The organism is Enterobacter sp. 03-F-07-AD-ECC (assembly GCF_047530935.1).
GTDB lineage: Bacteria > Pseudomonadota > Gammaproteobacteria > Enterobacterales > Enterobacteriaceae > Enterobacter > Enterobacter cloacae.
Window position 1 is genome coordinate 251,106 of sequence record NZ_JBLKBZ010000007.1, and the last position, 23,991, is coordinate 275,096.

Annotated in this window: 22 protein-coding genes; 9 read left to right on the forward strand and 13 right to left on the reverse strand. The window is 56.7% G+C overall.

All coding sequences use genetic code 11. From position 1 onward, the window contains the following. Window positions 1-101: 101 nt before the first annotated feature. The gene (locus ACMWKA_RS13695) at window positions 102-989 is read right to left on the reverse strand and encodes a LysR family transcriptional regulator (protein ID WP_048971262.1); all 888 of its coding nucleotides are present in this window, start codon (window positions 987-989) and stop codon (window positions 102-104) included. Between the two features lie 97 nt (window positions 990-1,086). On the opposite strand from ACMWKA_RS13695, the gene ACMWKA_RS13700 reads away from it, so the two are divergent. Next, a complete protein-coding gene (locus ACMWKA_RS13700) occupies window positions 1,087-2,145 on the forward strand; it encodes an SDR family oxidoreductase (protein WP_414760329.1) in 1,059 nt (352 codons plus the stop codon). A gap of 81 nt (window positions 2,146-2,226) precedes the next feature. On the opposite strand, the gene yajD is transcribed toward ACMWKA_RS13700, so the two are convergent. Next, window positions 2,227-2,574 (reverse strand): HNH nuclease YajD, encoded by a 348-nt coding sequence (gene yajD / locus ACMWKA_RS13705; RefSeq protein WP_061772288.1) that lies wholly within the window; start codon window positions 2,572-2,574, stop codon window positions 2,227-2,229. Window positions 2,575-2,752: 178 nt separating this feature from the next. On the opposite strand from yajD, the gene ACMWKA_RS13710 reads away from it, so the two are divergent. Beyond that, window positions 2,753-3,778: an LLM class flavin-dependent oxidoreductase gene (locus tag ACMWKA_RS13710; RefSeq protein ID WP_414760330.1), complete on the forward strand. Its 1,026-nt coding sequence runs from the start codon at window positions 2,753-2,755 to the stop codon at window positions 3,776-3,778. 16 nt (window positions 3,779-3,794) lie between these two features. On the opposite strand, the gene ACMWKA_RS13715 is transcribed toward ACMWKA_RS13710, so the two are convergent. Beyond that, window positions 3,795-4,832, reverse strand: a complete 1,038-nt coding sequence (locus tag ACMWKA_RS13715) for an AI-2E family transporter (RefSeq protein WP_020688252.1) — start codon at window positions 4,830-4,832, stop codon at window positions 3,795-3,797. A gap of 418 nt (window positions 4,833-5,250) precedes the next feature. On the opposite strand from ACMWKA_RS13715, the gene mdtJ reads away from it, so the two are divergent. Together mdtJ and mdtI are read left to right on the forward strand one after the other, a co-directional pair. Next, entirely contained in the window at window positions 5,251-5,613 is a 363-nt protein-coding gene (gene mdtJ, locus ACMWKA_RS13720; protein WP_029882799.1) for a multidrug/spermidine efflux SMR transporter subunit MdtJ, read from the forward strand. Next, window positions 5,600-5,929, forward strand: coding sequence for a multidrug/spermidine efflux SMR transporter subunit MdtI (mdtI, locus tag ACMWKA_RS13725; protein WP_013096842.1), 330 nt, complete (start codon window positions 5,600-5,602; stop codon window positions 5,927-5,929). Before mdtJ ends, mdtI begins: the two co-directional genes overlap by 14 nt. A gap of 28 nt (window positions 5,930-5,957) precedes the next feature. Here the strand turns inward: mdtI and ACMWKA_RS13730 are convergent, their stop codons facing one another. The 8 genes from ACMWKA_RS13730 to puuD all read right to left on the reverse strand — a co-directional run bounded on the left by ACMWKA_RS13730 (window position 5,958) and on the right by puuD (window position 14,802). Then, complete coding sequence (locus ACMWKA_RS13730) at window positions 5,958-6,776, reverse strand: trypsin-like serine peptidase (RefSeq protein WP_013096841.1); 819 nt, start codon at window positions 6,774-6,776, stop codon at window positions 5,958-5,960. Between the two features lie 276 nt (window positions 6,777-7,052). After that, window positions 7,053-7,442, reverse strand: coding sequence for an acid resistance repetitive basic protein Asr (gene asr / locus ACMWKA_RS13735; RefSeq protein ID WP_013096840.1), 390 nt, complete (start codon window positions 7,440-7,442; stop codon window positions 7,053-7,055). A 149-nt stretch (window positions 7,443-7,591) separates the two neighbouring features. Continuing rightward, window positions 7,592-9,079, reverse strand: coding sequence for a carboxypeptidase M32 (locus ACMWKA_RS13740; RefSeq protein WP_369706628.1), 1,488 nt, complete (start codon window positions 9,077-9,079; stop codon window positions 7,592-7,594). 150 nt (window positions 9,080-9,229) lie between these two features. Further along, window positions 9,230-10,501 carry a 4-aminobutyrate transaminase gene (gene puuE / locus ACMWKA_RS13745; RefSeq protein WP_369706629.1) on the reverse strand — a complete coding sequence of 424 codons (1,272 nt, stop codon included), beginning with the start codon at window positions 10,499-10,501 and terminating at the stop codon, window positions 9,230-9,232. Between the two features lie 25 nt (window positions 10,502-10,526). Next, window positions 10,527-11,807, reverse strand: coding sequence for an NAD(P)/FAD-dependent oxidoreductase (locus ACMWKA_RS13750; RefSeq protein ID WP_013096837.1), 1,281 nt, complete (start codon window positions 11,805-11,807; stop codon window positions 10,527-10,529). After that, window positions 11,804-13,297: an aldehyde dehydrogenase PuuC gene (gene puuC, locus ACMWKA_RS13755; RefSeq protein ID WP_226836313.1), complete on the reverse strand. Its 1,494-nt coding sequence runs from the start codon at window positions 13,295-13,297 to the stop codon at window positions 11,804-11,806. Before puuC ends, ACMWKA_RS13750 begins: the two co-directional genes overlap by 4 nt. Window positions 13,298-13,454: 157 nt before the next feature. Next, entirely contained in the window at window positions 13,455-14,012 is a 558-nt protein-coding gene (puuR, locus tag ACMWKA_RS13760) for an HTH-type transcriptional regulator PuuR (RefSeq protein WP_414760331.1), read from the reverse strand. 25 nt (window positions 14,013-14,037) lie between these two features. Then, window positions 14,038-14,802, reverse strand: coding sequence for a gamma-glutamyl-gamma-aminobutyrate hydrolase (gene puuD, locus ACMWKA_RS13765; RefSeq protein ID WP_014831700.1), 765 nt, complete (start codon window positions 14,800-14,802; stop codon window positions 14,038-14,040). A gap of 214 nt (window positions 14,803-15,016) precedes the next feature. Between puuD and ACMWKA_RS13770 the strand changes: the two genes are divergently transcribed. Together ACMWKA_RS13770 and ACMWKA_RS13775 are read left to right on the forward strand one after the other, a co-directional pair. Beyond that, window positions 15,017-16,435: a glutamine synthetase family protein gene (locus tag ACMWKA_RS13770; protein ID WP_414760332.1), complete on the forward strand. Its 1,419-nt coding sequence runs from the start codon at window positions 15,017-15,019 to the stop codon at window positions 16,433-16,435. Between the two features lie 356 nt (window positions 16,436-16,791). Next, window positions 16,792-18,183 carry an APC family permease gene (locus ACMWKA_RS13775; protein ID WP_013096830.1) on the forward strand — a complete coding sequence of 464 codons (1,392 nt, stop codon included), beginning with the start codon at window positions 16,792-16,794 and terminating at the stop codon, window positions 18,181-18,183. Window positions 18,184-18,259: 76 nt separating this feature from the next. Here ACMWKA_RS13775 and ACMWKA_RS13780 read toward each other — a convergent pair whose 3' ends face one another. Beyond that, complete coding sequence (locus tag ACMWKA_RS13780) at window positions 18,260-19,513, reverse strand: MFS transporter (protein ID WP_013096829.1); 1,254 nt, start codon at window positions 19,511-19,513, stop codon at window positions 18,260-18,262. A 121-nt stretch (window positions 19,514-19,634) separates the two neighbouring features. Between ACMWKA_RS13780 and ACMWKA_RS13785 the strand changes: the two genes are divergently transcribed. From ACMWKA_RS13785 to bioD, 3 genes are all read left to right on the forward strand, one after another. After that, window positions 19,635-20,540, forward strand: coding sequence for a LysR family transcriptional regulator (locus ACMWKA_RS13785; protein WP_048971287.1), 906 nt, complete (start codon window positions 19,635-19,637; stop codon window positions 20,538-20,540). 121 nt (window positions 20,541-20,661) lie between these two features. Continuing rightward, window positions 20,662-21,882 (forward strand): sugar metabolism global transcriptional regulator Mlc, encoded by a 1,221-nt coding sequence (gene mlc / locus ACMWKA_RS13790; protein ID WP_013096827.1) that lies wholly within the window; start codon window positions 20,662-20,664, stop codon window positions 21,880-21,882. A 130-nt stretch (window positions 21,883-22,012) separates the two neighbouring features. Beyond that, the gene (gene bioD, locus ACMWKA_RS13795; protein ID WP_013096826.1) at window positions 22,013-22,708 is read left to right on the forward strand and encodes a dethiobiotin synthase; all 696 of its coding nucleotides are present in this window, start codon (window positions 22,013-22,015) and stop codon (window positions 22,706-22,708) included. Here bioD and clcB read toward each other — a convergent pair. Beyond that, window positions 22,643-23,953 (reverse strand): voltage-gated ClC-type chloride channel ClcB, encoded by a 1,311-nt coding sequence (clcB, locus tag ACMWKA_RS13800; protein ID WP_414760333.1) that lies wholly within the window; start codon window positions 23,951-23,953, stop codon window positions 22,643-22,645. The genes bioD and clcB overlap by 66 nt on opposite strands. Window positions 23,954-23,991: the final 38 nt, after the last annotated feature.

A 23,991-nucleotide genomic window follows, 5' to 3' on the forward strand; every position in this document is an offset into this window, starting at 1 on the left:
CAGAACGATCAAGAGACGGGAGGGGAATTTTCCGGAACTCGTTGAAAGTCGAAAATTTTTAGTTCAACAAGGCGCGCTGGCGAGTATGCATCCTGGAAAGTTTAATTTTTCTTAATTATTTCAGGCAGTAGCTGTTCTATAACCCCCACAACGCTTCTGACCCTGTGTGGAATAAAGCGAGCGTCCGGATAAACCGCATAGAGAAAGCGGTCGGGTAACCGCCACGCGGGGAGTACCTGCACCAGCGTGCCGGTTTGCAACGCCCGTGCCGCGAGCGGTAACTGCATACCGCCAATACCCATGCCTGCCTCCAGCGCCTGTAACAGGGCGTCGCTGGTATTGGCGCGGAAAACGGTATTCACTGCAATATCAATCGTTTCGTCATCAGAAACCAGGCGTAAGGGAGCGTCCAGCGGAATACCGCTGAATCGCACGTGGGGAAGCGCCGCCAGCGCGTACACGGACTCTACCGGCGGGAATGACGGGGCGGCAAAGAGCGGCGTTTCAATGCGTGCCAGTACGCGTGCGGCATGGGTTTGCGGAGGCTCCGCGCTCAGCCGAAGCGCCACATCCACCCCTTCGGTGACCAGATCGGCGATGCGGTCATCAAGCGAAACCTGCAGATGTAATTCAGGATTCATGCGCTGTAGCGTCAGCAGGCGCGGCAACACGATCTGGCCCAGGCCGCTCGGCAACTGCACATGTACGGCCCCCTGATATTGATGCTCAACCGGGTTCAGGCGTCGCTCTGCTTCCTGCATGGCCTCCAGCACAAGCTGCATATCCCGCCGGTAACGCTCACCCTGCGCGGTGAGCTTCATCCTGCGCGTTGTACGATGCAGCAATACCACACCGAGCTCTTCCTCAAGGGCGGCGATCTGCTGGCTGACGGCGGACTGCTTGATCCCGGCCAGGCGAGCGGCAGCGGAAAAGGAGCCCGCTTCGGCGACGCGCAAAAAGGTGGAAATGGCGTTGAGCTTATTATTCATTTCGTGATTCTGCTTATAAATGCCATCGGATTTGGGGGATATATCAGGAAAAAATAATAGATCACACTGTGTCTGTCACCCCTTTCGGAGAAACACCATGAATACGACGCAGCAACACAGGGTCGCGCTGGTCGCTGGCGCCAGCGGGATTGTTGGCAACCAGCTGGTCAAAACGCTTTTGCGTAATCAGTGGGAGGTTATTGGCCTGAGCCGCCAGGCGGTATCTCACCCTGAAGGCATTGCGATGGTTAATGTTGATTTACTGGATGCACAGGACAGCGCGCGGGCACTGTCATCGCTCAGCGGGATCACTCATGTGTTTTACAGCGCCTGGGTCAATGCCGCGAACTGGACAGAGATGGTTGAACCGAACGTCACCATGCTGCGCCATCTGGTCAGTAACCTCGAAAACACGGCGCCCCTTGAGACGGTCAGCCTGATGCAGGGCTACAAAGTCTACGGCGCGCATCTTGGCCCGTTCAAAACCCCGGCACGTGAAAGCGATCCCGGCGTACCGGGCGCGGAGTTTAACGCGGCCCAGCTCAGGTGGCTTAGCGATTTTCAGCGGGGAAAAGCGTGGCACTGGAGCGCCATCCGGCCGGGCGTGGTGGGCAGCACGGTGCCGGGTAACGCCATGAATCTTGCCCTGAGCATCGCGCTGTACGCATCGCTGTGTAAGGCGCTGAATTTACCGCTGCGTTTTCCCGGCGCCGAACAGACCTGGCACAGCATTGTTGATCATACAGACGGCGAATTGCTGGCAGAGGCGACCGTGTGGGCCGCCACGTCGCCGGTAGCAGAGAACCAGGCATTCAATGTGAATAACGGTGACATCTGGCGCTGGAGCGAGCTGTGGCCACGCATTGCACACTGGTTTGAACTGGAGTCTGCCCCCCCGGTCCGGCTCTCATTTCAGCAGCTGTTTACGGACTACCGCGCGGTATGGCGCGAACTCGCCGCAGCTCGCGGGCTGGTGGAAAGCGATATTTTGCAGCTGAATGACGGACAGTTTGCCGACTTCGTGTTTGGCTGGGATTACGATATGTTTGGCGATGGCAGCAAGCTGCGTCGGGCCGGATTCACCGCCATGCGGGCCACCGACGAGATGTTTTTCAGCCTGTTTACGCAGCTCAGGGCGGCACGGATCATTCCCTGAAATGCATGGTGATAACCTGAAAAACAGCCCAAAGATAAAGCCTCTTTGGCTGTTTTTCATTATAAATCAGTGGATAAAAAATTATTTCTTCTTCGCCATCATCGCTTTCAAATCAGCAAACGGATTAAAGGTGGCCACACCCACATCTTTTTGCGCGTCTTCTCCCGCGACAACGGTGGTGCCGTACTGATCTGCTTCGGTGTACTTCGAGTGTTCATGATCGTGGCAAAACAGGCACAACAGCTCCCAGTTACTGCCATCTTCCGGGTTATTGGTATGGTCGTGATCGATATGGTGAACCGTCAGTTCCCGAAGGTTGGAATAGACAAATTCCCGTGAGCAGCGCCCACAGACCCATGGATAAATTTTTAATGCTTTTTCACGGTAGCCGCTTTCCAGCCGCGCGTAGTTTTTAGGGATCAGAGCCATTGCCGGTTTTACCTGCCAGGAAAAGAGTGAGCGAAATTATATCCCATTATGGAACGCAATAGCGATCTGCTCAGGTCAGTCAATTTATTTGACGCTTTCCGTTAAATAAACGGCATTTATTGTTGCCCGGTAATGCGTAGAGTAGAAGAAACGCAACACATTCTCAGGATTACCTCTTATGAAAAAGATCGGATTTTTATCATTTGGTCACTGGACACCGTCGCCACAGTCCGGTACCCGAACCGCAGCGGACACGCTGCTGCAGTCCATCGACCTGGCCGTGGCCGCTGAAGAACTGGGTGCCGATGGCGCTTATTTCCGTGTGCACCACTTTGCCCGGCAGCTCAGCTCGCCGTTCCCCTTGCTGGCGGCGATAGGCGCAAAAACCAAAACCATCGAAATCGGTACCGGCGTGATCGACATGCGGTATGAAAACCCAATGTACATGGCGGAGGATGCCGGGGCGGCGGATCTGATCTCTGGCGGGCGTTTGCAGCTGGGAATTAGCCGCGGCTCGCCGGAGCAGGTGATTGATGGCTGGCGTCACTTTGGCTATGTCCCGCAGGAAGGGGAAAACGAATCGGATATGGCGCGTCGTCATACCGAGGTGCTGCTTGAGGTGCTGCGCGGAGAAGGGTTTGCGAAACCAAACCCGCAACCGATGTTCCCGAACCCGCCGGGTCTGCTGCGCCTGGAGCCTCATTCCGAAGGTTTACGCGACCGCATCTGGTGGGGTGCCGGTTCAAATGCAACGGCGGTCTGGGCCGCCAGACTGGGCATGAACCTGCAAAGCTCAACGCTGAAAGACGATGAAACCGGCGAGCCGTTCCATATTCAGCAGGCAAAACAGATCCACGCGTATCGTCAGGCCTGGGCTGAGGCGGGCCATACCCGTCAGCCGCGCGTGTCGGTGAGCCGCAGCATCTTTGCCCTGATGGACGATCGTGACCGGATGTATTTCGGGGCCAGCCGCAACGACAGCGATAGCGTGGGCTATCTGGATGAAAAAACGCGGGCGATTTTCGGGCGCAGCTATGCGGCAGAGCCCGACAAGCTGGTTGAACAATTGAAGCAGGACGACGCGATAGCCGAAGCGGATACCCTGTTACTGACCGTACCGAATCAGCTTGGTGTGGACTACAACGCGCATGTGATTGAGTCGATCCTCAAACATGTGGCGCCAGCAATGGGCTGGCGCGAGTAGGTAAACTAACGGTTGCTCAGCCTCTGTGACTCATATCGCTCAGCAGTACGGCGATACTTTGCCCGCCCGCCGTCTGCTCAAGCGCAATCTTGACGATGATGGTCAGCGGAACGGAGAGCAGCATGCCAACGGGGCCGAGCAGCCAACCCCAGAATATCAGGGATAAAAACACCACCAGGGTCGAAAGCCCGAGCCCGCGTCCCATCATGCGCGGTTCAAGAATGTTTCCGAAGACCAGGTTAATCACCAGATAACCGGCCAGCAGAATCAGGGCATCATACAAACCACTGAAAACCAGCACCTGCAGAATAGGCGGGATGGCCGCCAGCACGGAACCGATGTTGGGAATATAGTTAAGCGCAAAGGCGAGCAGTCCCCAGACGAACGCAAACCGCACATCCAGCGCAACCAGCATGCCCCAGACAACGCACCCGGTGACGAGACTGATCGCCGTTTTCAGCACCAGATAGCGGGAAACACTGTCCAGTGCACGCTGAATCGCGCCCATGCCTTCCACCGGCCGAACCATTATATGCTGTAGTTTGGCAGGCAGTTGCGGCACCTCCAGCAGCATAAACACCACGGTTAAAAACAGCAGGAAAATAGAGGTCATGGCGTTGGAGAGTTGCGCCAGCAGGCTGGTGACGAGGGTCATGGCTGCGTTGGGGTCGATATACTTCAGCAGTTCCTCCACGGAGACCTCAATGCCCGCGCGCTGCAGCCAGGGTTCAATCTGCAACAGGGGGATCACCAGCGACGAGCGGTATTTCGGCAGCGTGCGCGCCAGTTCATTCAGGGACGTGCCCAGATAAGCGACCAGCAGCACCATCGCGATAATAATGATGCTGATGAGCAGGGTGATCGCCAGCACGCGCGGTATGCGTATCCGCACCATGCGCTGAACCAGCGGGTTAAGGATCACTGCAATAAACAGCGCCAGAATAAAAGGCACGATAATATCGGCGGCAAAACGAACGCCCGTCAGGATGATCACCAGCATACCGAGCATGATGACAATCTTGAGGCCGTTCAGGGTAATGATGGGTTTAGCCATGGCAATTCCTGCGTATTTTTTTATTTATAATAAAGGCGAAAGGCGTTTAATAAACTAACCAAAATCAAACGGCCTCGGTAAAGAATTGAAAAGACTTTGAGTAAAATCCTGGCTTATGGTACAAATTTAGCGTGTTTAACTACCGAGGACAATTTTGATCCGCAAAGACGAGAAGCAACACCGCGGATAATTGTAATTTTATGGACAATTTGTTCAGGACGTATTCTTCAAACCATACTGCTGTATTCTCCACCTCTTTCTTCCTTCTGTCCGGTGAGCAACACTGGCGCAACGCGCTATAGTCACGTCTTCTGCCTGAGCTGGCGCCATGCGCTTAGCTATCTGATTTAATTTCCTTTTTTGGGTTTGCTGTTCGCAGCGAGCCGCGATGGATTATATTCTCAAGCAGGAGAAAAACATGTTTTACTGGATTTTATTAGCCCTGGCTATTCTCGCTGAAATTACCGGCACGCTGTCTATGAAATGGGCAAGCGTCAGCGATGGCAACACCGGTTTTATTTTAATGCTGGTGATGATTTCGCTTTCCTATATTTTCCTCTCGTTTGCGGTGAAGAAAATCGCGCTGGGGGTGGCTTATGCCCTCTGGGAAGGTATCGGTATTTTGTTGATTACGCTGTTCAGCGTTTTGTTATTTGACGAAACCTTATCAACAATGAAGATCGCCGGATTGACGACGCTGGTAGTCGGGATTGTGCTGATTAAATCGGGTACACGTAAGCCGACAAAACCGCAGAAGGAGCAGACCCATGCAGCAGTTTGAATGGATCCACGCGGCCTGGCTGGGGTTCGCCATTGTTCTGGAAATTCTGGCGAACGTGTTTCTGAAATTCTCTGATGGTTTTCGCCGTAAAGTTTACGGTCTGATGTCGATTGCCGCTGTGCTGGGGGCGTTTAGCGCCCTGTCTCAGGCGGTCAAAGGTATCGATCTGTCTGTGGCCTATGCCCTGTGGGGCGGGTTTGGTATTGCCGCGACCCTGGCAGCAGGGTGGGTGCTCTTCGGCCAACGGTTAAATAATAAAGGCTGGATCGGCCTGGTATTGCTGCTGGCCGGTATGATTATGATAAAACTCGCCTGATGACGTCAGGCGAGGCGGCGCTGGCCTGTTATTGTGCCAGCGCTTCCAGCTTGTCGCGAAAACCGGTCACCGAGAGAGCACGGTTATCCGCGCGCCATCGGTCTTTGGCCGCCGGGGCTGAACTCTGCACACCAATCAACTGCCAGCCGTTATCCGTTTTCAGCATCAGCGGTGAGCCACTGTCGCCCGGTAACGTATCGCACTGGTGAGAGAGTACGCTGTTTTGCGCCCAGCCGGTCACAATGCAGTCGGTGTGGGTATACAGCGTATCCAAATGATCGACCGGATAACCGGATTGCGTCACCTTGCGATCGACGGCTTTCAGCGCGGCGGTCAGCGCGGCTTTATCGCCATCAAACAGGGGCAGAGGAGTGATACCAGAAGGCGGGTAGCGCAAAATGATGAGACCGAAATCCCAGGAGGCCGCAGCGGGCGGGACTATCCAGCCGTCGCCGTCCGGTTTCAGGCGCTTACCCAGCGAAGGGTCAACCCGGCCTTCAATCCCGTGAATTTCATAGCGCCACATCCCTTTCTGAGACACAAATCGCAGTACCACGGCTTTGTCGGGTTTGCCGTCCGGCGGCGTCAACAGGCAATGGCCTGCGGTCAGGGCAAGCTGAGGGGTAATCAGCGTGGCGGTGCATAAGTTACCGCTGGCGGTTTCCAGTTGCCCGATGGCATCCCACGGGGCCTGGGTAGGATCGGCGACACGCGTACGATCATCATGACCGAAAAACAGCGTTTTAAGCTCTTTCGCGCTAATGGTGTCATCATCGCCATCATCCGCATGCGCGAATCCAGAAAAAAGAGCAAACGTTCCCAGTAATAACACAACAGATTTACGCATATCACACTCTGGTGGGGGTAATTATGATTATTAAAAGTGAACCCTATGAAAATACTATAGACGGGACAGCGCTAAAGTGGGAGTAAAATCAGCGTGCTACGATCAGGAAAGATAAAACTGGCTTGCGATGAGCGCGCATAAAATAAGCAGGATAAGGATCAACTCAAACCGATAGCGTCGCAGCATACGCCCTCCGGATAAAAAAACGGCGCTGTATTGAAAGGTTCAGCGCCGGTTTACCAACGTGCCCCGAAGGGCACGGTTTAGCTTGTACTCTTACGCAGCTGGCTGAGCAGCTGGTTTAGCAGCTTCGTGTTTTACTGCTTTTTTGTGATGCTTTTTAGCGGCCTGAGCTTTCTGCTCTACAGCGGGTTTAGTCGCTTTTTTGTGGTGCTTTTTGGCGGCCTGTGCTTTCTGCTCAACAGCAGGTTTAGCGGCGTCTTGTTTTACGGCTTTTTTGTGGTGCTTTTTAGCCGCCTGCGCTTTTTGCTCAGCAGCAGGTTTAGCGGCTTTGTGATGTTTCTTGTGGTGTACCGTTTTTGCCGGTGCAGCGGTGGTTGCAGCAGGTGCAGCGGCAGCAGGAGCAGTTGCAGTAGTCTCAGCAGCGAACGCAGCAGAAGACAGACCCATAGCAGCGGCAACAACCAGAGCTAATACTTTATTCATGTTCATACCCTCGAATTTGGTTTTTCATTTAACCCCACTGCGGGGCCGTTGAAATAACTATATCCCTGTAAATTCGGGGTTTCCGTGAGTGATTGGTATCGGCGTGTAACCGTTTGTACAACGCCGGGGGCTTTCCCCGGCGTGGGTCATTACAGGTAACGCGAGGTCAGGTGTTCACGGAAGTAGCGGATATTCAGATCTTCTCCCGTCGCCTGGGTGATCAGCTGTGATGTGGTAAACCGGCTGCCGTGTTGCCAGACGTTCTGGCGCAGCCAGTCAAACAGGGCCGACAGATCCCCGTCAGCGATAGAGGCCTGCAGACCTGGCAGCGCCGTTTTCGCGGCATGGAACAGCTGCGCGGCGTACATCGCCCCCAGCGTATAAGACGGGAAGTAACCGAATCCGCCGTCGGTCCAGTGGATATCCTGCATACAGCCGTTGCGGTAGTTGTCTTTGGTGGATAACCCGAGCCAGGCCTGCATTTTCTCATCCCACAGGGCCGGGATGTCCTCCACCTCGATATCGCCATTGATCAGCGCCCGCTCAATCTCATAGCGCAGCACCACGTGTGCCGGGTAGCTCACCTCGTCAGCATCGACGCGGATATAGCCCGGCTTCACGCGCTGGTTCCAGGCGATAAAGTTCTCTTCGCTAAACGCCGCCTGGCTGCCAAAACGGGCATGAACGGCAGGGAGGAGATGTTTCAGGAACGCCTCGCTGCGGCCAAGCTGCATCTCAAAGAACAGACTCTGGGATTCGTGGATTGCCGTTGAACGTGCCAGGGCAACGGGCTGACCGGCCCACGCGCGCGGCAGGTTCTGTTCGTAGCGCGCGTGTCCGGTTTCGTGGATCACGCCAAACAGAGCGCTGAGGAGTTCATCTTCGTCATACCGCGTGGTAATGCGCACATCTTCCGGCACGCCGCCGCAGAACGGGTGCGCGCTCACGTCCAGACGACCGCCGTTGAAATCGAAGCCGAGCATCTTCATGGCTTCCAGCCCCAGCTCACGCTGCGTTGCCGTCGGGAAGGGGCCCTGAGGCGGAACAAAGGTCTGCCTGGCCTGCTTGTCGACCACGTTTGCCAGCAGATCCGGCAGCCACGACTTCATGTCGGCAAAGAGCACGTCCAGACGGGCGCTGGTCATGTCTGGTTCAAAAATATCCAGCAACGCGTCGTAAGGTGAGCAACCTTTTGCGTCCGCGCGCAGACGCGCCTCTTCACGGCTCAGTTTAACCACCTCTTTCAGATTGGCGGAAAAGCCTTGCCAGTCATTGGCCGGACGCTGGGTACGCCAGGCGTGCTCACATTTGCTGCCCGCCAGCGATTTGGCTTCCACCAGCGATTCCGGCAGCAGAGAGGCCTGCTGATATTGACGCGTCATTTCACGCAGGTTGGCCTGTTCGACGTCATTCAAATCTTCACCTGCCGCTGCAGCCAGCCATTCACCCACTTTTTTGTCGGTCAGGATCTGATGTTGCAGGACGCTCATCTCGGCCAGCGCTTCACCGCGCGCGGCGCTGCCGCCGGGCGGCATCATGGTGAACATGTCCCAACTGGCGATGGAGGAGAGGTGCGAGAAGCGGGAGAGACGCTGGAAGGTTTTCACAAGTGACTGATAGGCGGATGTTTTTTGCAATTCTTATTTCCTCTTGCCAGGGATGTGTTTCAGGGAGCATACAATGAAACAGACCAAATTCCCCAGCATTTCCCACACGGAGGAAATCTAAGCCGATCTCCTCCGTTGAAACCGTCTCCGGAATGCCGGGAGACGGTTTTCGGTGGTTACTTAGGTCTTATCACGCATAACCTGTTGCAAGATCGCCAGCGCCTGGGTGAACTGGGCATCCGGAATGGTCAGCGGATAAAGGAAGCGGATCACGTTGCCGTACTGGCCGCAGATCAATAACAGCAGGCCCTGGGCGAGAGCTTTTTGCTGGATCGCCTGCGCGATGGCGGCCGAAGGTGCACGGCTCTCGGGATCAAAAAACTCCGCCGCAATCATCGATCCTCTTCCCCTTATCGCCACGAGCGCAGGGAAGGTGCCCTGAATCTCTTCCAGGATGGCTTTCAGTCGATCGCCCAGATGCCGGGCGCGGGCGCACAGTGACTCGTTGTCGATAATATTCAGCACCGCGTGCGCGGCGGCCACCGCCAGCGGGTTGCCTGCATAGGTTCCCCCCAGACCGCCAGGCGCCGGCGCGTCCATGATTTCGGCGCGGCCCACCACGCCGGACAGCGGCATTCCGCCTGCCAGGCTTTTCGCCATCGTCATCAGGTCGGGCTTGTCGGCGTAGTGTTCCATGGCAAACAGTTTCCCCGTACGGGCGAAGCCGCTCTGTACTTCGTCGGCAATCATCACGATCCCGTGTTCATCACAGATACGGCGGATGGCGGCCACCAGCTCTGGCGGGGCGACGTTGAAGCCGCCTTCACCCTGAATGGGTTCAAAAATAATCGCCGCTACCTGTTTCGCCTCAATGTCTGCTTTGAACAGACGTTCTATCGCCGTGATGGCATCCTGCGTCGTGATGCCGTGCAGCTCCGAGGGATAGGGCACGTGATAAACCGACCCCGGGAAGGGGCCAAATCCCAGCTTATAAGGCGCGACCTTGCCGGTTAATGCCATGGTCATATAGGTTCGACCGTGAAAGCCTCCTCCGAAGGCAATCACGCCCGGTCTGCCGGTGTGGGCCCGGGCGATTTTAATGGCATTTTCCACCGCTTCCGCGCCCGTTGTGAAGAATGCCGTTTTGGCCGGGCTCTGCACCGGAGCCAGCTCGTTAAGTTTTTCGGCTAATGAAACGTAGCTTTCATACGGCACAATCTGGTAGGCCGTGTGGGTGAACTGGTGAAGCTGTTTTTCCACTGCAGCCACCAGTTCAGGATGCCGATGGCCGGTATTCAGTACCGCGATCCCGGCGGCGAAATCAATATAGTCGTTGCCTTCCACGTCGGTAAGCGTGGCATTCTCCGCCGTGCGGGCAAAGAAATCACACATTACGCCTACGCCGCGCGGGGTGGCAGAAAGTCTACGCTGATGAAATTCCTGGTTACTCATGTCAGATACCCTTTTGTCGAAACGCTCATACGCCAAGACGATCGCGCAGGCTGTAATACGCCGCGCCCATCGCCGTGAATGGAATCCGCAGGCTGCGACCGCCCGGGAAGGGGTAGTGCGGAAGGTTGGCAAACGCATCAAAGCGCTCAGCGTCACCGCGCAACAGTTCCGAAATCAGCCGTCCGGCCAGGTGGGTGCAGGTCACGCCGTGGCCGCTGTAGCCCTGCATGTAATAGATGTTTTTATCCAGACGACCAAACTGCGGCATGCGCGACAGGGTCAGCAGGAAGTTGCCCGTCCAGCGGTAGTCGATTTTGACGCCAGCCAGCTGTGGGAAGGTTTTCAGTAGCTTTGGCATCACCAGACGCTCGACATCGTCCGGATCGCGCGCGCCATAGACGACGCCACCGCCGTACAGCAGGCGGTTGTCGGCGGTAAGACGGTAGTAATCCAGCAGGTAGTTACAATCTTCCACGCAGTAGTTATTGGGGATCAGCGTGCGGACGACCGCTTCCGGCAGCGGGGCGGTGGTCACAACCTGAGTGCCGCAAGGCATGCTGCGTTTTGCCAGTTCCGGTTCTATCTTATCGCCCAGATAGGCATTCCCGGCGACGATCACGTAGCGGGCCGTCACCTGGCCATGCTGCGTGCTTACCACAGCCGGGCTGGTGTGCTGAATGGCGGTCACCGGGGACTGTTCATACACCCGCCCGCCGTTCAGGCGAATGGCGTCCGCTTCGCCGATCGCCAGGTTCAGTGGATGAATATGCCCCCCGCTGCGGTCCAGCAGCGCGCCGGTATAGCGTTCGCTGTCGACCTCCCGGCGGATGGCACTGGCGTCCAGCAACTCCAGCTGCGTATTGCCGTAGCGTTCCCAGTTGGCTTTTTGCTCCTCCAGCGTCTCGAGCTGCTTATGGTTTAGCGCCACAAACAGCCCGCCGGGACGATAGTCGCACTGGATCTGATAGCGCTGGATACGCTCCCGGATGATCTCCCCGCCTTCAAACATCATGCTCCCGAGGACTCTGGCGGCATCGGGTCCGTAGTTTTTCTCAATCACGTCGATATCGCGGCTGTAAGAGTTAACCAGCTGGCCGCCGTTGCGTCCGCTGGCGCCGAAGCCGATGCGCGCCCCTTCAAGGAGCACCACGTCGTAGCCCATTTCGGCGAGATGCAGCGCGGAGGAGAGGCCGGTATAGCCGCCGCCCACCACGCACACGTCACAGCTGATCGACTCGTTAAGCGTCGGGAAAGGTTCGTAAGCGTTCGCGCTGGCCGCGTAGTAGCTGGTGGTATGTTCGGTCATGATTGAGACTCCAGGGCAATCCAGATGGTTTTCAGTTCGGTAAATTTTTCCAGCGCGTGCAGGGACTTATCGCGACCGTTGCCGCTCTGCTTATAGCCGCCAAAGGGTACGGTCATATCGCCGTCGTTATAGTTATTGACGAAGACCGAGCCTGCTTTCAGACGGCGGCTCATGCGGTGCGCGCGGGAAAGATCGCGGGTCCATACCGCCGCGCCAAGCCCATATTCACTGTCGTTGGCCAGCGTTAAGGCTTCCTCTTCGGTTTTAAAACGGGTGACGACCAGCACCGGCCCGAAAATCTCTTCCCGGCACAGCGGGGAGGCAGGATCGATGTCGACAAAAACGGTGGGACCGACTGCACAAGGCCATGCTTGTTCCCGCCCGTCCAGCAGCAGCGTACCTTTTCGGGTTCCCTCGCGAATAAACGTGTGGACGGTATCGGCATGCGCAGCGTCGATGAGCATGCCCATCGTGCTGTCAGGGTCGAGCGGATCGCCCGGCTGCCAGTGACGGGCCTGCGCTTTTAGCTTTGCCAGAAAATCATCGGCGATGCTGTCTTCGAGTAGCAGGCGGGTACCGGCAATACAGACTTGCCCCTGGTTATAAAAAATCCCGGCGGCGGTTGCGCTCACGGCTTTGTCCAGGTCCGGACAGTCGGCAAAGATAATGTTGGCGCTCTTGCCGCCCGCCTCCAGCCAGACGCGCTTCATGTTGCTTTCTCCCGCGTCCTTCAACAACTGCTTGCCGGTACGGGTAGAGCCGGTAAAGGTCAGCACCTCGACTTCTGGATGCAGTGCCAGCGCCTGGCCCGCTTCGTGGCCGTAACCGCTTATCACATTCAGCACGCCGTCCGGCAGGCCCGCCTCTTTCGCCAGCCCGGCCAGCCGCAGGGCGGTGAGTGGCGATTTCTCCGAGGGTTTCAATACCACGCTATTGCCCGCAATCAGTGCCGGACCCAGCTTCCAGCAGGCCAGCAGCAGCGGGAAGTTCCAGGGAACGATGGCCGCAACCACCCCGATCGGCTCGCGCACGATCATCGCCAGTTCGCCCGGCCCCGTAGGCGCCACTTCGCCGTAGACTTTATCCGCCGCTTCGGCGTACCAGCGAATGGCGCGCGCCGCGCCGGGAATATCGTCGCGCAGGCTGTGGCGGATGGGTTTACCGGTGTCCAGTGTTTCCAGTAAGGCCAGCTCTTCGCCGTGGCGTTCCATTAAATCGGCGAGCTTATTGAGCACGGCCTTGCGCTGCGCCGGAGACGCCTGCGACCAGTCACCGCGCTCAAATACCTCACGCGCCGCCTGAACTGCACGGTCCACGTCCGCCTGCTTGCCCCGGGCCACGTTCGCCAGCGTCTGTTGTGTCGCGGGATTGACGGTTTCAAACGTGGCATTATCGGCGGCGTCACAATAGGCACCGTTAATAAATAACCGGGTCTCAATGGCGCTGTTTTTTGCTTTATCCTGCCAGTAAGTCAGGTGCTGAAAATGCATATTCACTCCTTTCTTTCGCAATCAGATAAATAAGGTCATGGCCGTTTCAGGCAATACGAAGCCGTGAGGCATCCCGGGAATTAACCCGTTGAATGCCGACATTGATCGTTTTTATTTGTCCCGGCGTAAGCGCACTTACGTCGGGACTGAGTGGTAATTAGAACGTGGTGGGGGTGTGGGCACTGATAATGCGGCAGATGCCTGCCGAGGTGTTGCTGAAGCTGTGCGGTATGCCGGTATTAATGGCATAGCTTTGCCCCGCAACCAGGTGATAAGGCTGGCCATTAATGGTCAGCACTATTTCACCTTCCAGTATCGTACCGATCTCCTCACCCTGGTGTTTGATCCTCTCTCCGGTCGTGGTTCCTGGCTGGTAAGTTTCAAAAATCATCGCCAGCGTACGGTTCGGATTTCCGTTATGAACCAGCTTCATCGAAACCCCCTGACTGCCTATTTCGATAAGGTCTTCCTGATTAATAACCACCTGCGGTTCATCAGGTTTTTCCGGTTCCGAAAAGAATTCCGAGAGCGACAGCCCATAAACTTTCAGCAGCTTTTGCAGCGTACTGATGGCAGGACTGACTTTGTCCTGCTCAATGATGCTGATGGCACTGTGTGTTAACCCAGACAGTTCGGCGGCACGCCGCTGCGAGAGACCCAATTGCTGGCGGATCTCAGACAGACGTTTCCCTGGCGCCAGTCCGTCATCGCTCATAGTTGCATTTCCTTTACGGTAGTGGTCAAAGCCGTTGCTTCTCGGCAATGTGGCTTTGACAGGCGGTGATAAAACCTTCAAACAACATGCGTGACAGGGCGTACTCGCTGCTGTTCCATTCGGGGTGCCATTGCACACCGAGGGCAAAAGGGTGGTCATGAACGCTGACCGCTTCGACGAGCCCGTCCGTCGAGCGGGCCTCCACGCGAAGCCGTGGTCCTAACGTTCGTGCACCTTGCCCGTGTAACGAGTTTACCCAAAATGTGTTACAGCCTGGTATTAATTGAGACAGCAGTCCTCCCTCCTGAACCTGAACTTCATGAGAAGGGGCGTATTGTAGCTCAACCGGCAGTTCAGGATCTTCCCGGTGCTCAAGCAGGTCGTTCTGCTCGAACAGGCGGCGATACAGCGTCCCTCCCGTGGCAACAACCATTTCCTGCAGCCCCCGGCAGATGGCGAAAATGGGGATGCGCCTTTCGAGCGCGGCAGCAATCAGCGCCATACTCAGAAGATCTCGCCCGGGATCGGCGTCAGGCTCATCGCCGTTTTCACCATAAAGGTGCGGCTGCACGTTACTTGGGCTGCCCGGCAGGTAAATTCCGTCCAGGGTTGGCAGCAGAGCGGTAATAAGCTCTGGCTCTGCCAGCGCATGCGGTAAGGCAACAGGTAAGCCCCCCGCGTTAATAATGGCATTCAGGTACTTTTCTTGCAGGGTCTGGGTCTCGTGACCCTTAAGCCTGTTTCTGCACATCACCACGCCAATAACTGGCTTGTTCATTATATTTTCCATGATCGCCCTCACAAAGTGGACTAAATTTAGGCCATTCTCGCCTGTGTAACGGCCTTTTCGTTCAATATTTTCTCAATCTAGCAACGAGATCTGCCTTTTGCAAACTTGATTTAACATTTGACAAACAATTTGTTTGCATACAGATTCGATAGTGTGGACATTATATTTGACAGTCCAGAGCAGCGAACGCAAATCCCAAAAACGGTGGTAAATCATGGAAACCAATATCGTAGAAGTTGAGAACTTTGTGCAGCACACGGATGAGAGGCGGGGCAGCGCCTTTACGCAGGAAGTGAAGAGCTATTTAGAAAAGTATCCTGACACCCAGTTTATTGATGTCCTCCTGACCGACCTGAACGGCTGTTTTCGCGGCAAACGCATCCCGGTTGCCGGACTGAGCAAACTTGAAAAAGGCTGCTATTTCCCGGCATCGGTTTTCGCCATGGACATTCTGGGTAACGTTGTGGAAGAGGCAGGGCTGGGGCAGGAGCTGGGCGAGCCGGACTGTATTTGTGTGCCGGTGCCGGGCACCCTGACACCCTCCGCCGCCGACCCGGAGTACATTGGTCAGGTGCAGCTCACCATGGTCGATGAAGATGGCGCTCCCTTTGACGTTGAGCCGCGGAACGTACTCAACCGACTCTGGCAGCAGCTGCGCCAGCGCGGTCTGTTCCCCGTGGTAGCGGTAGAGCTGGAGTTCTATTTACTTGACCGTAAACGCGATGCCGACGGCTATCTGCAGCCACCCTGCGCGCCGGGCACCGACGTGCGTAACACGCAGAGTCAGGTCTACTCGGTTGATAATCTCAACCACTTTGCTGACGTGCTGAATGACATTGACGAACTGGCGCAGCTGCAGTTGATCCCCGCCGACGGGGCAGTGGCTGAAGCCTCCCCGGGCCAGTTTGAGATTAACCTGCACCATACGGAAAACGTGCTGGATGCCTGCGATGATGCGCTGGCGTTAAAACGTCTCGTCAGGCAGATGGCGGAAAAACACAAGATGCACGCCACGTTTATGGCAAAGCCGTATGAAGAACATGCGGGCAGCGGGATGCATATCCACATCAGCATGCAAAACAACAGAGGCGAAAACGTGTTCGCAGACGCCAGCGGTGAGGATTCCACGCTGCTGAAACGCGCGCTGGCCGGGATGATCGATCTGATGCCAGCGTCCATGGCACTGCTGGCACCGAACGTCAACTCCTACCGCCGTTTCCAGCCGGGAATGTACGTGCCGACACAGGCGTCATGGGGACACAATAATCGCACGGTTGCCCTGCGTATCCCCTGCGGCGATCGCCATAACCATCGGGTCGAATACCGGGTGGCGGGAGCAGACGCGAATCCGTATCTGGTGATGGCGGCGATTTTTGCCGGCATTTTACACGGGCTGGATAACGATTTACCCCTGCAGGAAGAAGTTGAAGGCAATGGTCTGGAGCAGGACGGACTGCCGTTCCCGATTCGTCAGAGCGATGCGCTGTGGGAGTTTATGCAAAACGATCACCTTCGCGAGCGGCTGGGCGAACGGTTCTGCCACGTCTATCACGCCTGCAAAAATGATGAATTACTGCAGTTCGAACGCCTGATTACCGAAACTGAAATCGAGTGGATGCTGAAAAACGCCTGATGACGTGCCCCGGTCAGGGGCCGCTTTGTTTCATTGCATACGTATCACCAAACGGCCTGCGCGGAGCCTGGCCGAACTGTTCGCTGGCACGCCAGCTATCTCCCGGGAGTCGCGTTATGGAGCGCAGGCGGCACAGGGACTTTCTTAACGACACTGTGTGACGAGGTAGGAAATGATGCAGATGTTCAACTATCCGCAGGGCGAAGGGGGCCAGTCAGGCGCCTGCTGTGAGTGCGAGCGAGAGACGCTGCGCTGGTACGATCGCGTATGTTCTTTACAACTTCCCCCTTTGCTAAGCAGGTTTGCGTTAAGGTCAACGCGATTGCAAACCACGGTAAGCATGGGGGGGATGGTCTATGGCGACTAACACATCTCTTGATTCGCCGGGCATGGCCGGAAGAACCCGGCTGCGCAGTTCCCTCAAGCTCTGGCAGGTGGTGATGATGGGGCTGGCTTACCTCACCCCCATGACCGTGTTTGATACCTTCGGCATTGTGTCCGGTATCAGCAATGGCCACGTGCCCGCCTCGTATCTCCTGGCGCTGGCGGGCGTCATGTTTACCGCCATCAGCTATGGCAAACTGGTACGACAGTTCCCGGAAGCGGGCTCTGCGTACACCTATACGCAGAAATCGATCGGACCCCATCTGGGGTTTATGGTCGGCTGGTCCTCGCTACTGGACTATCTCTTCCTGCCGATGATCAACGTGCTGCTGGCGAAGATCTACCTTTCCGCATTGTTCCCGGAAGTCCCGCCGTGGGTCTGGGTGGTGGGGTTTGTGACCATCCTGACGCTGGCGAACCTGAAGAGTGTTAATTTGGTCGCCAACTTTAACACCCTGTTTGTGCTGGTGCAGATCGCCATCATGGTGGTGTTTGTCATACTCGTGGTGCATGGCCTGCACAAGGGGGAGGGCGTGGGCACCGTCTGGTCGTTGCAGCCGTTTATCAGCGAGAACGCACATCTGATCCCGATTATTACCGGCGCGACTATCGTCTGCTTCTCTTTCCTCGGGTTTGACGCGGTCACCACGCTGTCGGAAGAGACGCCAAACGCGGCGCGGGTTATTCCCAAAGCCATTTTCCTGACCGCACTGTATGGCGGGCTGATATTCATTGTTGCCTCGTTTTTCATGCAACTCTTCTTCCCGACGATTGCGCGCTTCAAGAACCCGGACGCCGCGCTGCCGGAAATTGCGCTGTACGTGGGTGGCAAGCTCTTCCAGTCGGTGTTTCTGTGTACCACGTTTGTGAATACGCTCGCTTCAGGCCTGGCCTCACACGCCAGCGTCTCACGCTTATTGTATGTGATGGGGCGTGACAACGTCTTTCCGGAGCGGGTGTTTGGCTACGTGCATCCGAAATGGCGTACTCCGGCCCTGAACGTCATTATGGTAGGGATAGTGGCGCTGTCGGCCCTGTACTTTGACCTCGTGACCGCGACGGCGCTGATCAACTTTGGCGCGCTGGTGGCGTTTACGTTTGTTAATCTCTCGGTGTACAACCATTTCTGGCGGCGTAAGGGGCTGAACAAAACGTGGAAAGATCGGTTCCACTATCTCCTGCTGCCACTCATTGGTGCCGTAACGGTCGGCGTGCTGTGGATAAACCTCGAAGCGACGTCCCTGACGCTTGGCCTCATCTGGGCGGCACTGGGGGTCCTTTATCTGACATGGCTGACGCGCCGTTTCCGAAAACCGCCTCCGCAGTTTGAAGCCGCTAAGATAGAGCAGGCCTGGGATTCCTGAATGTAAAAACGGCACCAGTACGCTGGTGCCGTTTATCTGGATCGCTCGTCTTACCGGATATCAGCCCGCAGGCGGATTATCTCAGACGTTTATGAAGACTGGCGCCCACCAGCAGTGCCCCGCAGAGCATCAGCGCGATAAACCCGCCCACGCCGTTCCAGCCGTAGTTGTGCCAGAACACACCGCCCAGCGTCCCGGCGAAGCTGGAGCCAAGATAATAGCTAAACAGATACAAAGAGGATGCCTGGCCTTTGGCACGACGGGCGCGCGGGCCAATCCAGCTGCTGGCAACGGAATGCGCGGCGAAGAAACCGGCAGAGAAGAGCAGCATGCCGGTGAAAATCAGCCACAGGGACGAGAAGAGCGTCAGCAACAGGCCCAGCAACATCACGGCGGTTGAGACCAGCATCACCGGCCCACGGCCATAGCGGGCGGTCATCGCTCCGGCTTTTGGCGAGCTCCAGGTCCCGGTGAGATACGCCACGGAGAGCAGGCCCACCACCGCCTGGCTCAGATGCCACGGCGAAAGCATCAGACGATAGCCAATATAGTTAAACAGCGTGACGAACGATCCCATCAGCAGGAAGCCGGTCAGGAACAGCCGCGGTAGCCCTTTATCCCGCCAGTGCAGGCGGAAGTTGATAAACAGCGTTTTCGGACGCAGGGAGGTGGGGCGGAAGTGGCGTGATTCCGGCAGAATTTTCCAGAACATCAGCGCAGAGGCCAGTGCAAAGCAGCCAATCACCGCCAGCGCAATGCGCCAGTTAAAGAAGTCTGTAAACACGCCGCTCAGCAGGCGTCCGCTCATACCGCCAATGGAGTTCCCGCTGATGTACAGCCCCATGGAGAACGCGACAAAGCTCGGGTGGATCTCTTCACTGAGATAAGTCATCCCGACCGCTGCCACGCCGCTCAGGGATAACCCGATGAGCGCGCGCATCATCAGGATCCCGTGCCAGCTGGTCATCATGGTGGAGAGCAACGTACAAACCGACGCCAGCATCAGCGCGGTTACCATCACCTGTTTACGCCCAATGGCATCAGAGAGAGGGCCGGTAAAAAGCAGGCCGACAGCCAGCATCCCGGTTGAAATAGAGAGAGAAATACTGCTGCTGGCCGGTGAGACGCCAAACTCATGTGACAGCACGGGAAGGATAGGCTGAACGCAGTAGAGCAGGGCAAAGGTTGCCAGACCGGCTGAGAACAGCGCCAGCGTGACGCGCATAAATTGGGAGGTACCACGTTTAATAAACTGCGCCGGCTGAGAAGCTGCGGGTAAATCATCGATATCGCGTGCCGGTTCGATATCAACGGTAGATGTACGACTCACACATGTTCCTTGCTTAAACATCCCCGTGGTTTCTGGTGACGGGTATGACCACCTCTTCAGGGTAGAAAAATGTAAATATTCTGTCTAATATATTAATAATCTCAAATGATACATGTAAAATATGAATATCGAACTGCGTCATTTACGCTACTTTGTCGCGGTGGCAGAAGAACTCCATTTTGGCCGCGCCGCCGCGCGCCTGAACATTTCGCAGCCGCCGCTCAGCCAGCAAATTCAGATCCTGGAGCAGCAGATTGGCGCCCGTCTTCTCGCCCGCACCAACCGTAGCGTGAGCCTGACGGCGGCAGGCAGGCAGTTTCTGGCCGACAGCCGACAAATTCTGAGCATGGTTGACGACGCCGCCGCCCGCGCAGAGCGGCTCTACCTGGGGGAAGCCGGTGAATTGCGCATCGGGTTTACCTCGTCTGCCCCGTTTATCAGCGCCGTCTCGCAAACCCTGTCGTCGTTTCGCCGTGACTTCCCGGACGTGCATATTCAGACGCGCGAAATTAATACCCGGGAACAAATTGCTCCGCTGAACGAAGGGGCGCTGGATTTAGGGCTGATGCGCAACACTCAACTGCCGGACTCGCTGGCGTGGCAGGTGATCCTGCGCGAGCCGCTGATGGCGATGATCCCGCGCGATCACCCCCTGGCGTCGAAACCTGCCATCACGCTGGCTGAGCTGGCGAAAGAGCCGTTTGTCTTTTTCGACCCGCAGGTGGGAACCGGTCTGTATGACGATATTCTGGGCCTGATGCGCCGCTACGATCTCGCCCCGGTCATTACCCAGGAGGTAGGAGAGGCGATGACGATAATAGGTCTGGTCGCCGCCGGGCTGGGGGTTTCTATTCTCCCGGCCTCCTTTAAACGGGTACAATTGCGTGAAATGTGCTGGGTTCCGCTTGCCGAAGACGATGCGGTATCGGAGATGTGGCTGGTGTGGTCCAGACATCATGAACAGAGCAATGCGGCACAGCGTTTTAAAAAGCAGCTTATCACCGCCTCTGCCGGGCGATATTTATAGGGAAAAATGGGCAAAAATGTGCAGTAAATCACATGGCTAAGTAAATATTTGACGGCGGCCATGCAAGTGCTTCACCATAGCCCAAAGTTTATTTCGAAGCTCGAAAATAAGGGAGTACGAGGTGGTTGCTGATAGTCAGCCAGGGCATATTGATCAGATTAAGCAGACCAACGCTGGCGCGGTATATCGCCTGATTGATCAGCTTGGTCCGGTTTCGCGTATCGATTTGTCGCGCCTGGCCCAACTGGCTCCCGCCAGTATTACCAAGATTGTTCGCGAAATGCTGGAAGCCCACCTGGTTCAGGAGACGGAGATTCAGGAGCCGGGGAGCCGGGGTCGTCCGGCGGTCGGGCTGGTGGTGGAGACGGAAGCGTGGCATTACCTGTCGCTGCGCATCAGCCGGGGTGAGATCTTTCTTGCGCTGCGCGATCTCAGCAGCAAGCTGGTGGTGGAAGACCGACTGGAGCTGCCGCTTAACGCTGATCAACCGCTTCTTGAGGCGATTGTCACGCATATCGATCATTTCTTTATTCGTCACCAGCAGAAGCTTGAACGCTTAACGGCGATTGCCATCACCATGCCGGGCATTATTGATACCGAGAACGGCATTGTGCACCGCATGCCGTTTTATGAAGACGTCAAAGAGATGCCGCTGGGTGAGGTCCTGAAAAACCATACCGGCGTACCGGTCTACATTCAGCATGACATCAGCGCCTGGACTATGGCGGAGGCGCTGTTTGGCGCGTCACGCGGGGCGCGGGATGTCATTCAGGTGGTGATCGACCATAACGTCGGGGCGGGCGTCATCACCGACGGACGCCTGTTGCATGCGGGCAGCAGTAGCCTGGTGGAGATCGGCCACACGCAGGTCGATCCCTACGGGAAACGCTGCTACTGCGGCAACCACGGCTGCCTGGAGACCATTGCCAGCGTGGAAAGCGTGCTTGAACTGGCGCAGGTGAGGCTCAGCCAGTCCATGAGCTCCTCGTTGCACGGGCAACCCCTGACGGTAGATTCCTTGTGCACAGCGGCGCGGCAGGGCGATCTGCTGGCTAAGGACATCATTACTGGCGTAGGGAATAACGTCGGGCGCATTCTCGCCATTATGGTGAATCTGTTTAACCCGCAAAAAATCCTGATCGGCTCCCCGCTCAGCCAGGCGGCGGATATCCTCTTCCCGGCGATCTCGGCCTGCATTAATCAGCAGGCGCTGCCCGCCTACAGCAAAAACATTGTGGTCGAAAGCACGCAGTTTTCGAACCAGGGCACCATGGCCGGTGCTGCGCTGGTGAAAGATGCAATGTATAACGGCTCCTTACTGATCCGCCTGCTGCAGGGCTAACTCTTTTCCACAGACTTACTAAAAATTGCGCTATCTCAAGCCGGATAGCGCACGCTTCCCGTAGACTTCCCCCACTGAATTATTTACCTGGTTTATATTTTCGAAGCATACCCAAGAGGTGGAATGAGTCATGCTTAAGCGTTTCTTTGTTACTGGTACAGATACCTCTGTCGGCAAGACTGTTGTATCGCGCGCGTTGCTACAGGCGCTGGCAGCAAGCGGTAAACGTGTTGCAGGGTACAAACCGGTCGCAAAAGGCAGTAAAGAGACGCCAGAGGGGCTGCGCAATAAAGATGCCCTGGTTTTACAAAGCGTCTCATCCCTGGAGCTGCCTTATGACGCGGTCAATCCTATAGCCCTGAGCGAAGAGGAGAGCAGCGTGGCGCACAGCGGGCTGATCAATTACACCCTGCTGTCGGATGGGCTGGCAAACCTGAGCGAGAAGGTTGATCACGTTGTGGTTGAAGGCACGGGCGGCTGGCGCAGCCTGATGAACGATTTGCGTCCACTTTCCGAGTGGGTGGTGCAGGAGCAACTGCCGGTGGTGATGGTGGTGGGCATCCAGGAAGGGTGTATCAACCATGCGCTGCTGACGGCGCAGGCGATCGCCAATGACGGCCTGCCGTTAGTGGGCTGGGTGGCAAACCGCATCAACCCAGGCCTTGCGCACTATGCAGAAATCATCGACGTGCTGAGCAAAAAACTGCCCGGCCCTCTGGTGGGCGAACTGCCTTATTTGCCGCGCGCCGAGCAGCGCGAACTAGCGCAGTACATCGATCTCTCTGCTCTCGGCAGTGTGCTGGCCGTAGATCGAGTCGTGGCGTAACGTTTGCGAGAGTACGGACGCAACAACGCAGGCAATCAGCAGGCCGGGTAGCAGAAAATACTGCCCGGTCATTTCACACACCATCAGCGCCGACATAATAGGCGCATGCGTCGTGGCAGCGAGCAACGTCGCCATCCCCGCCAGTCCCAGCAAAATCGCCGTTTCAGAACCCGGTAGCCACAGCGCAAAAAGCTGCGCAATCAGCATTCCTGTCGCCAGCCCGACAAACAGCGTCGGCGTGAAGACCCCGCCCGGTGCGCCCGAACCGCTGCTTGCCAGGACCGCCAGCAGCTTACAGATAAACACGCCCGCAATAACGGACAGCAGCGGCGGTGAGAGCAGAAAGGCCTGCACCACGCTATAGCCGTTACCCCACACTTTGGGCGTGAGAAGCGACAACATCCCGACGATCAGCCCCCCGAGCGCCAGCTGCCAGGGCGGTGAGAGTTTGAGACGCAGAAACAGCGCGTGGCTAACCGTCATCAGCCACATCAGCAGCGGGCCGCAGACGCCCGCCAGCAGACCGATGATAACGATCAATCCGTAATCGCCCGCAGTGAGCGTTTCGCTGAGATGCACCTCATACAGCGTGGTAGCGCCAGGGCTTAACAGACGCGTCGTCAGCAGCGCTACGACGGCCGCAATGACTACCGGGCCGAGCGAGGCCAGCATCAGCGTGCCGAACAGGATTTCCGCAATAAACAGGCTTCCGGCTAGCGGCGCGTGGTAGGCGCTGGCCATTCCCGCCGCCGCCCCGCAGGCTATCCATAATTTCCATTCGGACTTCGGCGTAAAGCGCTGCGCAAACAAGGAGGCGGCGAGGGCGGCGAGCAGGATCATCGCCCCTTCACGCCCGATGGCGCTTCCGCTGGAAACCACCAGCAGTGACGCCAGGGATTTGACCAGGCTGGCACCGTAATCGAACTGCCCGTCACCCGTTTCCAGCGCTTCCATATAATCTGTTGGCGCATGCGGGCGTTGCGCCGTCAGCCGCTGCCACCCCCATAGCAACAATCCGGCTGCCAGGCCGCCAAGAGCAGGCGTGAGCATGCGACGCCAGGGGGACAACGCCGCCGCGGCATTCACCAGGCTGCCGCTGTCGTTACTGAGAAACAGCCACTCCAGCAGATACATGCTGTGGCGAAACACGGCAACGGCCAGCGCGGCCAGTACGCCCGTGACGGTGGCAATCAGAAGCCGGCGAAACATCGCGCGGATATCGGGGTAAGTATGAAGACGTTGCATGGGTCGCGAGTAAACGAGATCGGTATTCTATTGTGATA

What these genes read in the sequence shown, in the direction of transcription:
- ACMWKA_RS13695 (WP_048971262.1), bottom strand. Translation starts at nt 989, where the DNA reads ATGAATAATAAGCTCAACGCCATTTCCACCTTTTTGCGCGTCGCCGAA.
- ACMWKA_RS13700 (WP_414760329.1), top strand. Translation starts at nt 1,087, where the DNA reads ATGAATACGACGCAGCAACACAGGGTCGCGCTGGTCGCTGGCGCCAGC.
- yajD (WP_061772288.1), bottom strand. Translation starts at nt 2,574, where the DNA reads ATGGCTCTGATCCCTAAAAACTACGCGCGGCTGGAAAGCGGCTACCGT.
- ACMWKA_RS13710 (WP_414760330.1), top strand. Translation starts at nt 2,753, where the DNA reads ATGAAAAAGATCGGATTTTTATCATTTGGTCACTGGACACCGTCGCCA.
- ACMWKA_RS13715 (WP_020688252.1), bottom strand. Translation starts at nt 4,832, where the DNA reads ATGGCTAAACCCATCATTACCCTGAACGGCCTCAAGATTGTCATCATG.
- mdtJ (WP_029882799.1), top strand. Translation starts at nt 5,251, where the DNA reads ATGTTTTACTGGATTTTATTAGCCCTGGCTATTCTCGCTGAAATTACC.
- mdtI (WP_013096842.1), top strand. Translation starts at nt 5,600, where the DNA reads ATGCAGCAGTTTGAATGGATCCACGCGGCCTGGCTGGGGTTCGCCATT.
- ACMWKA_RS13730 (WP_013096841.1), bottom strand. Translation starts at nt 6,776, where the DNA reads ATGCGTAAATCTGTTGTGTTATTACTGGGAACGTTTGCTCTTTTTTCT.
- asr (WP_013096840.1), bottom strand. Translation starts at nt 7,442, where the DNA reads ATGAATAAAGTATTAGCTCTGGTTGTTGCCGCTGCTATGGGTCTGTCT.
- puuE (WP_369706629.1), bottom strand. Translation starts at nt 10,501, where the DNA reads ATGAGTAACCAGGAATTTCATCAGCGTAGACTTTCTGCCACCCCGCGC.
- ACMWKA_RS13750 (WP_013096837.1), bottom strand. Translation starts at nt 11,807, where the DNA reads ATGACCGAACATACCACCAGCTACTACGCGGCCAGCGCGAACGCTTAC.
- puuC (WP_226836313.1), bottom strand. Translation starts at nt 13,297, where the DNA reads ATGCATTTTCAGCACCTGACTTACTGGCAGGATAAAGCAAAAAACAGC.
- puuR (WP_414760331.1), bottom strand. Translation starts at nt 14,012, where the DNA reads ATGAGCGATGACGGACTGGCGCCAGGGAAACGTCTGTCTGAGATCCGC.
- puuD (WP_014831700.1), bottom strand. Translation starts at nt 14,802, where the DNA reads ATGGAAAATATAATGAACAAGCCAGTTATTGGCGTGGTGATGTGCAGA.
- ACMWKA_RS13770 (WP_414760332.1), top strand. Translation starts at nt 15,017, where the DNA reads ATGGAAACCAATATCGTAGAAGTTGAGAACTTTGTGCAGCACACGGAT.
- ACMWKA_RS13775 (WP_013096830.1), top strand. Translation starts at nt 16,792, where the DNA reads ATGGCGACTAACACATCTCTTGATTCGCCGGGCATGGCCGGAAGAACC.
- ACMWKA_RS13785 (WP_048971287.1), top strand. Translation starts at nt 19,635, where the DNA reads ATGAATATCGAACTGCGTCATTTACGCTACTTTGTCGCGGTGGCAGAA.
- bioD (WP_013096826.1), top strand. Translation starts at nt 22,013, where the DNA reads ATGCTTAAGCGTTTCTTTGTTACTGGTACAGATACCTCTGTCGGCAAG.
- clcB (WP_414760333.1), bottom strand. Translation starts at nt 23,953, where the DNA reads ATGCAACGTCTTCATACTTACCCCGATATCCGCGCGATGTTTCGCCGG.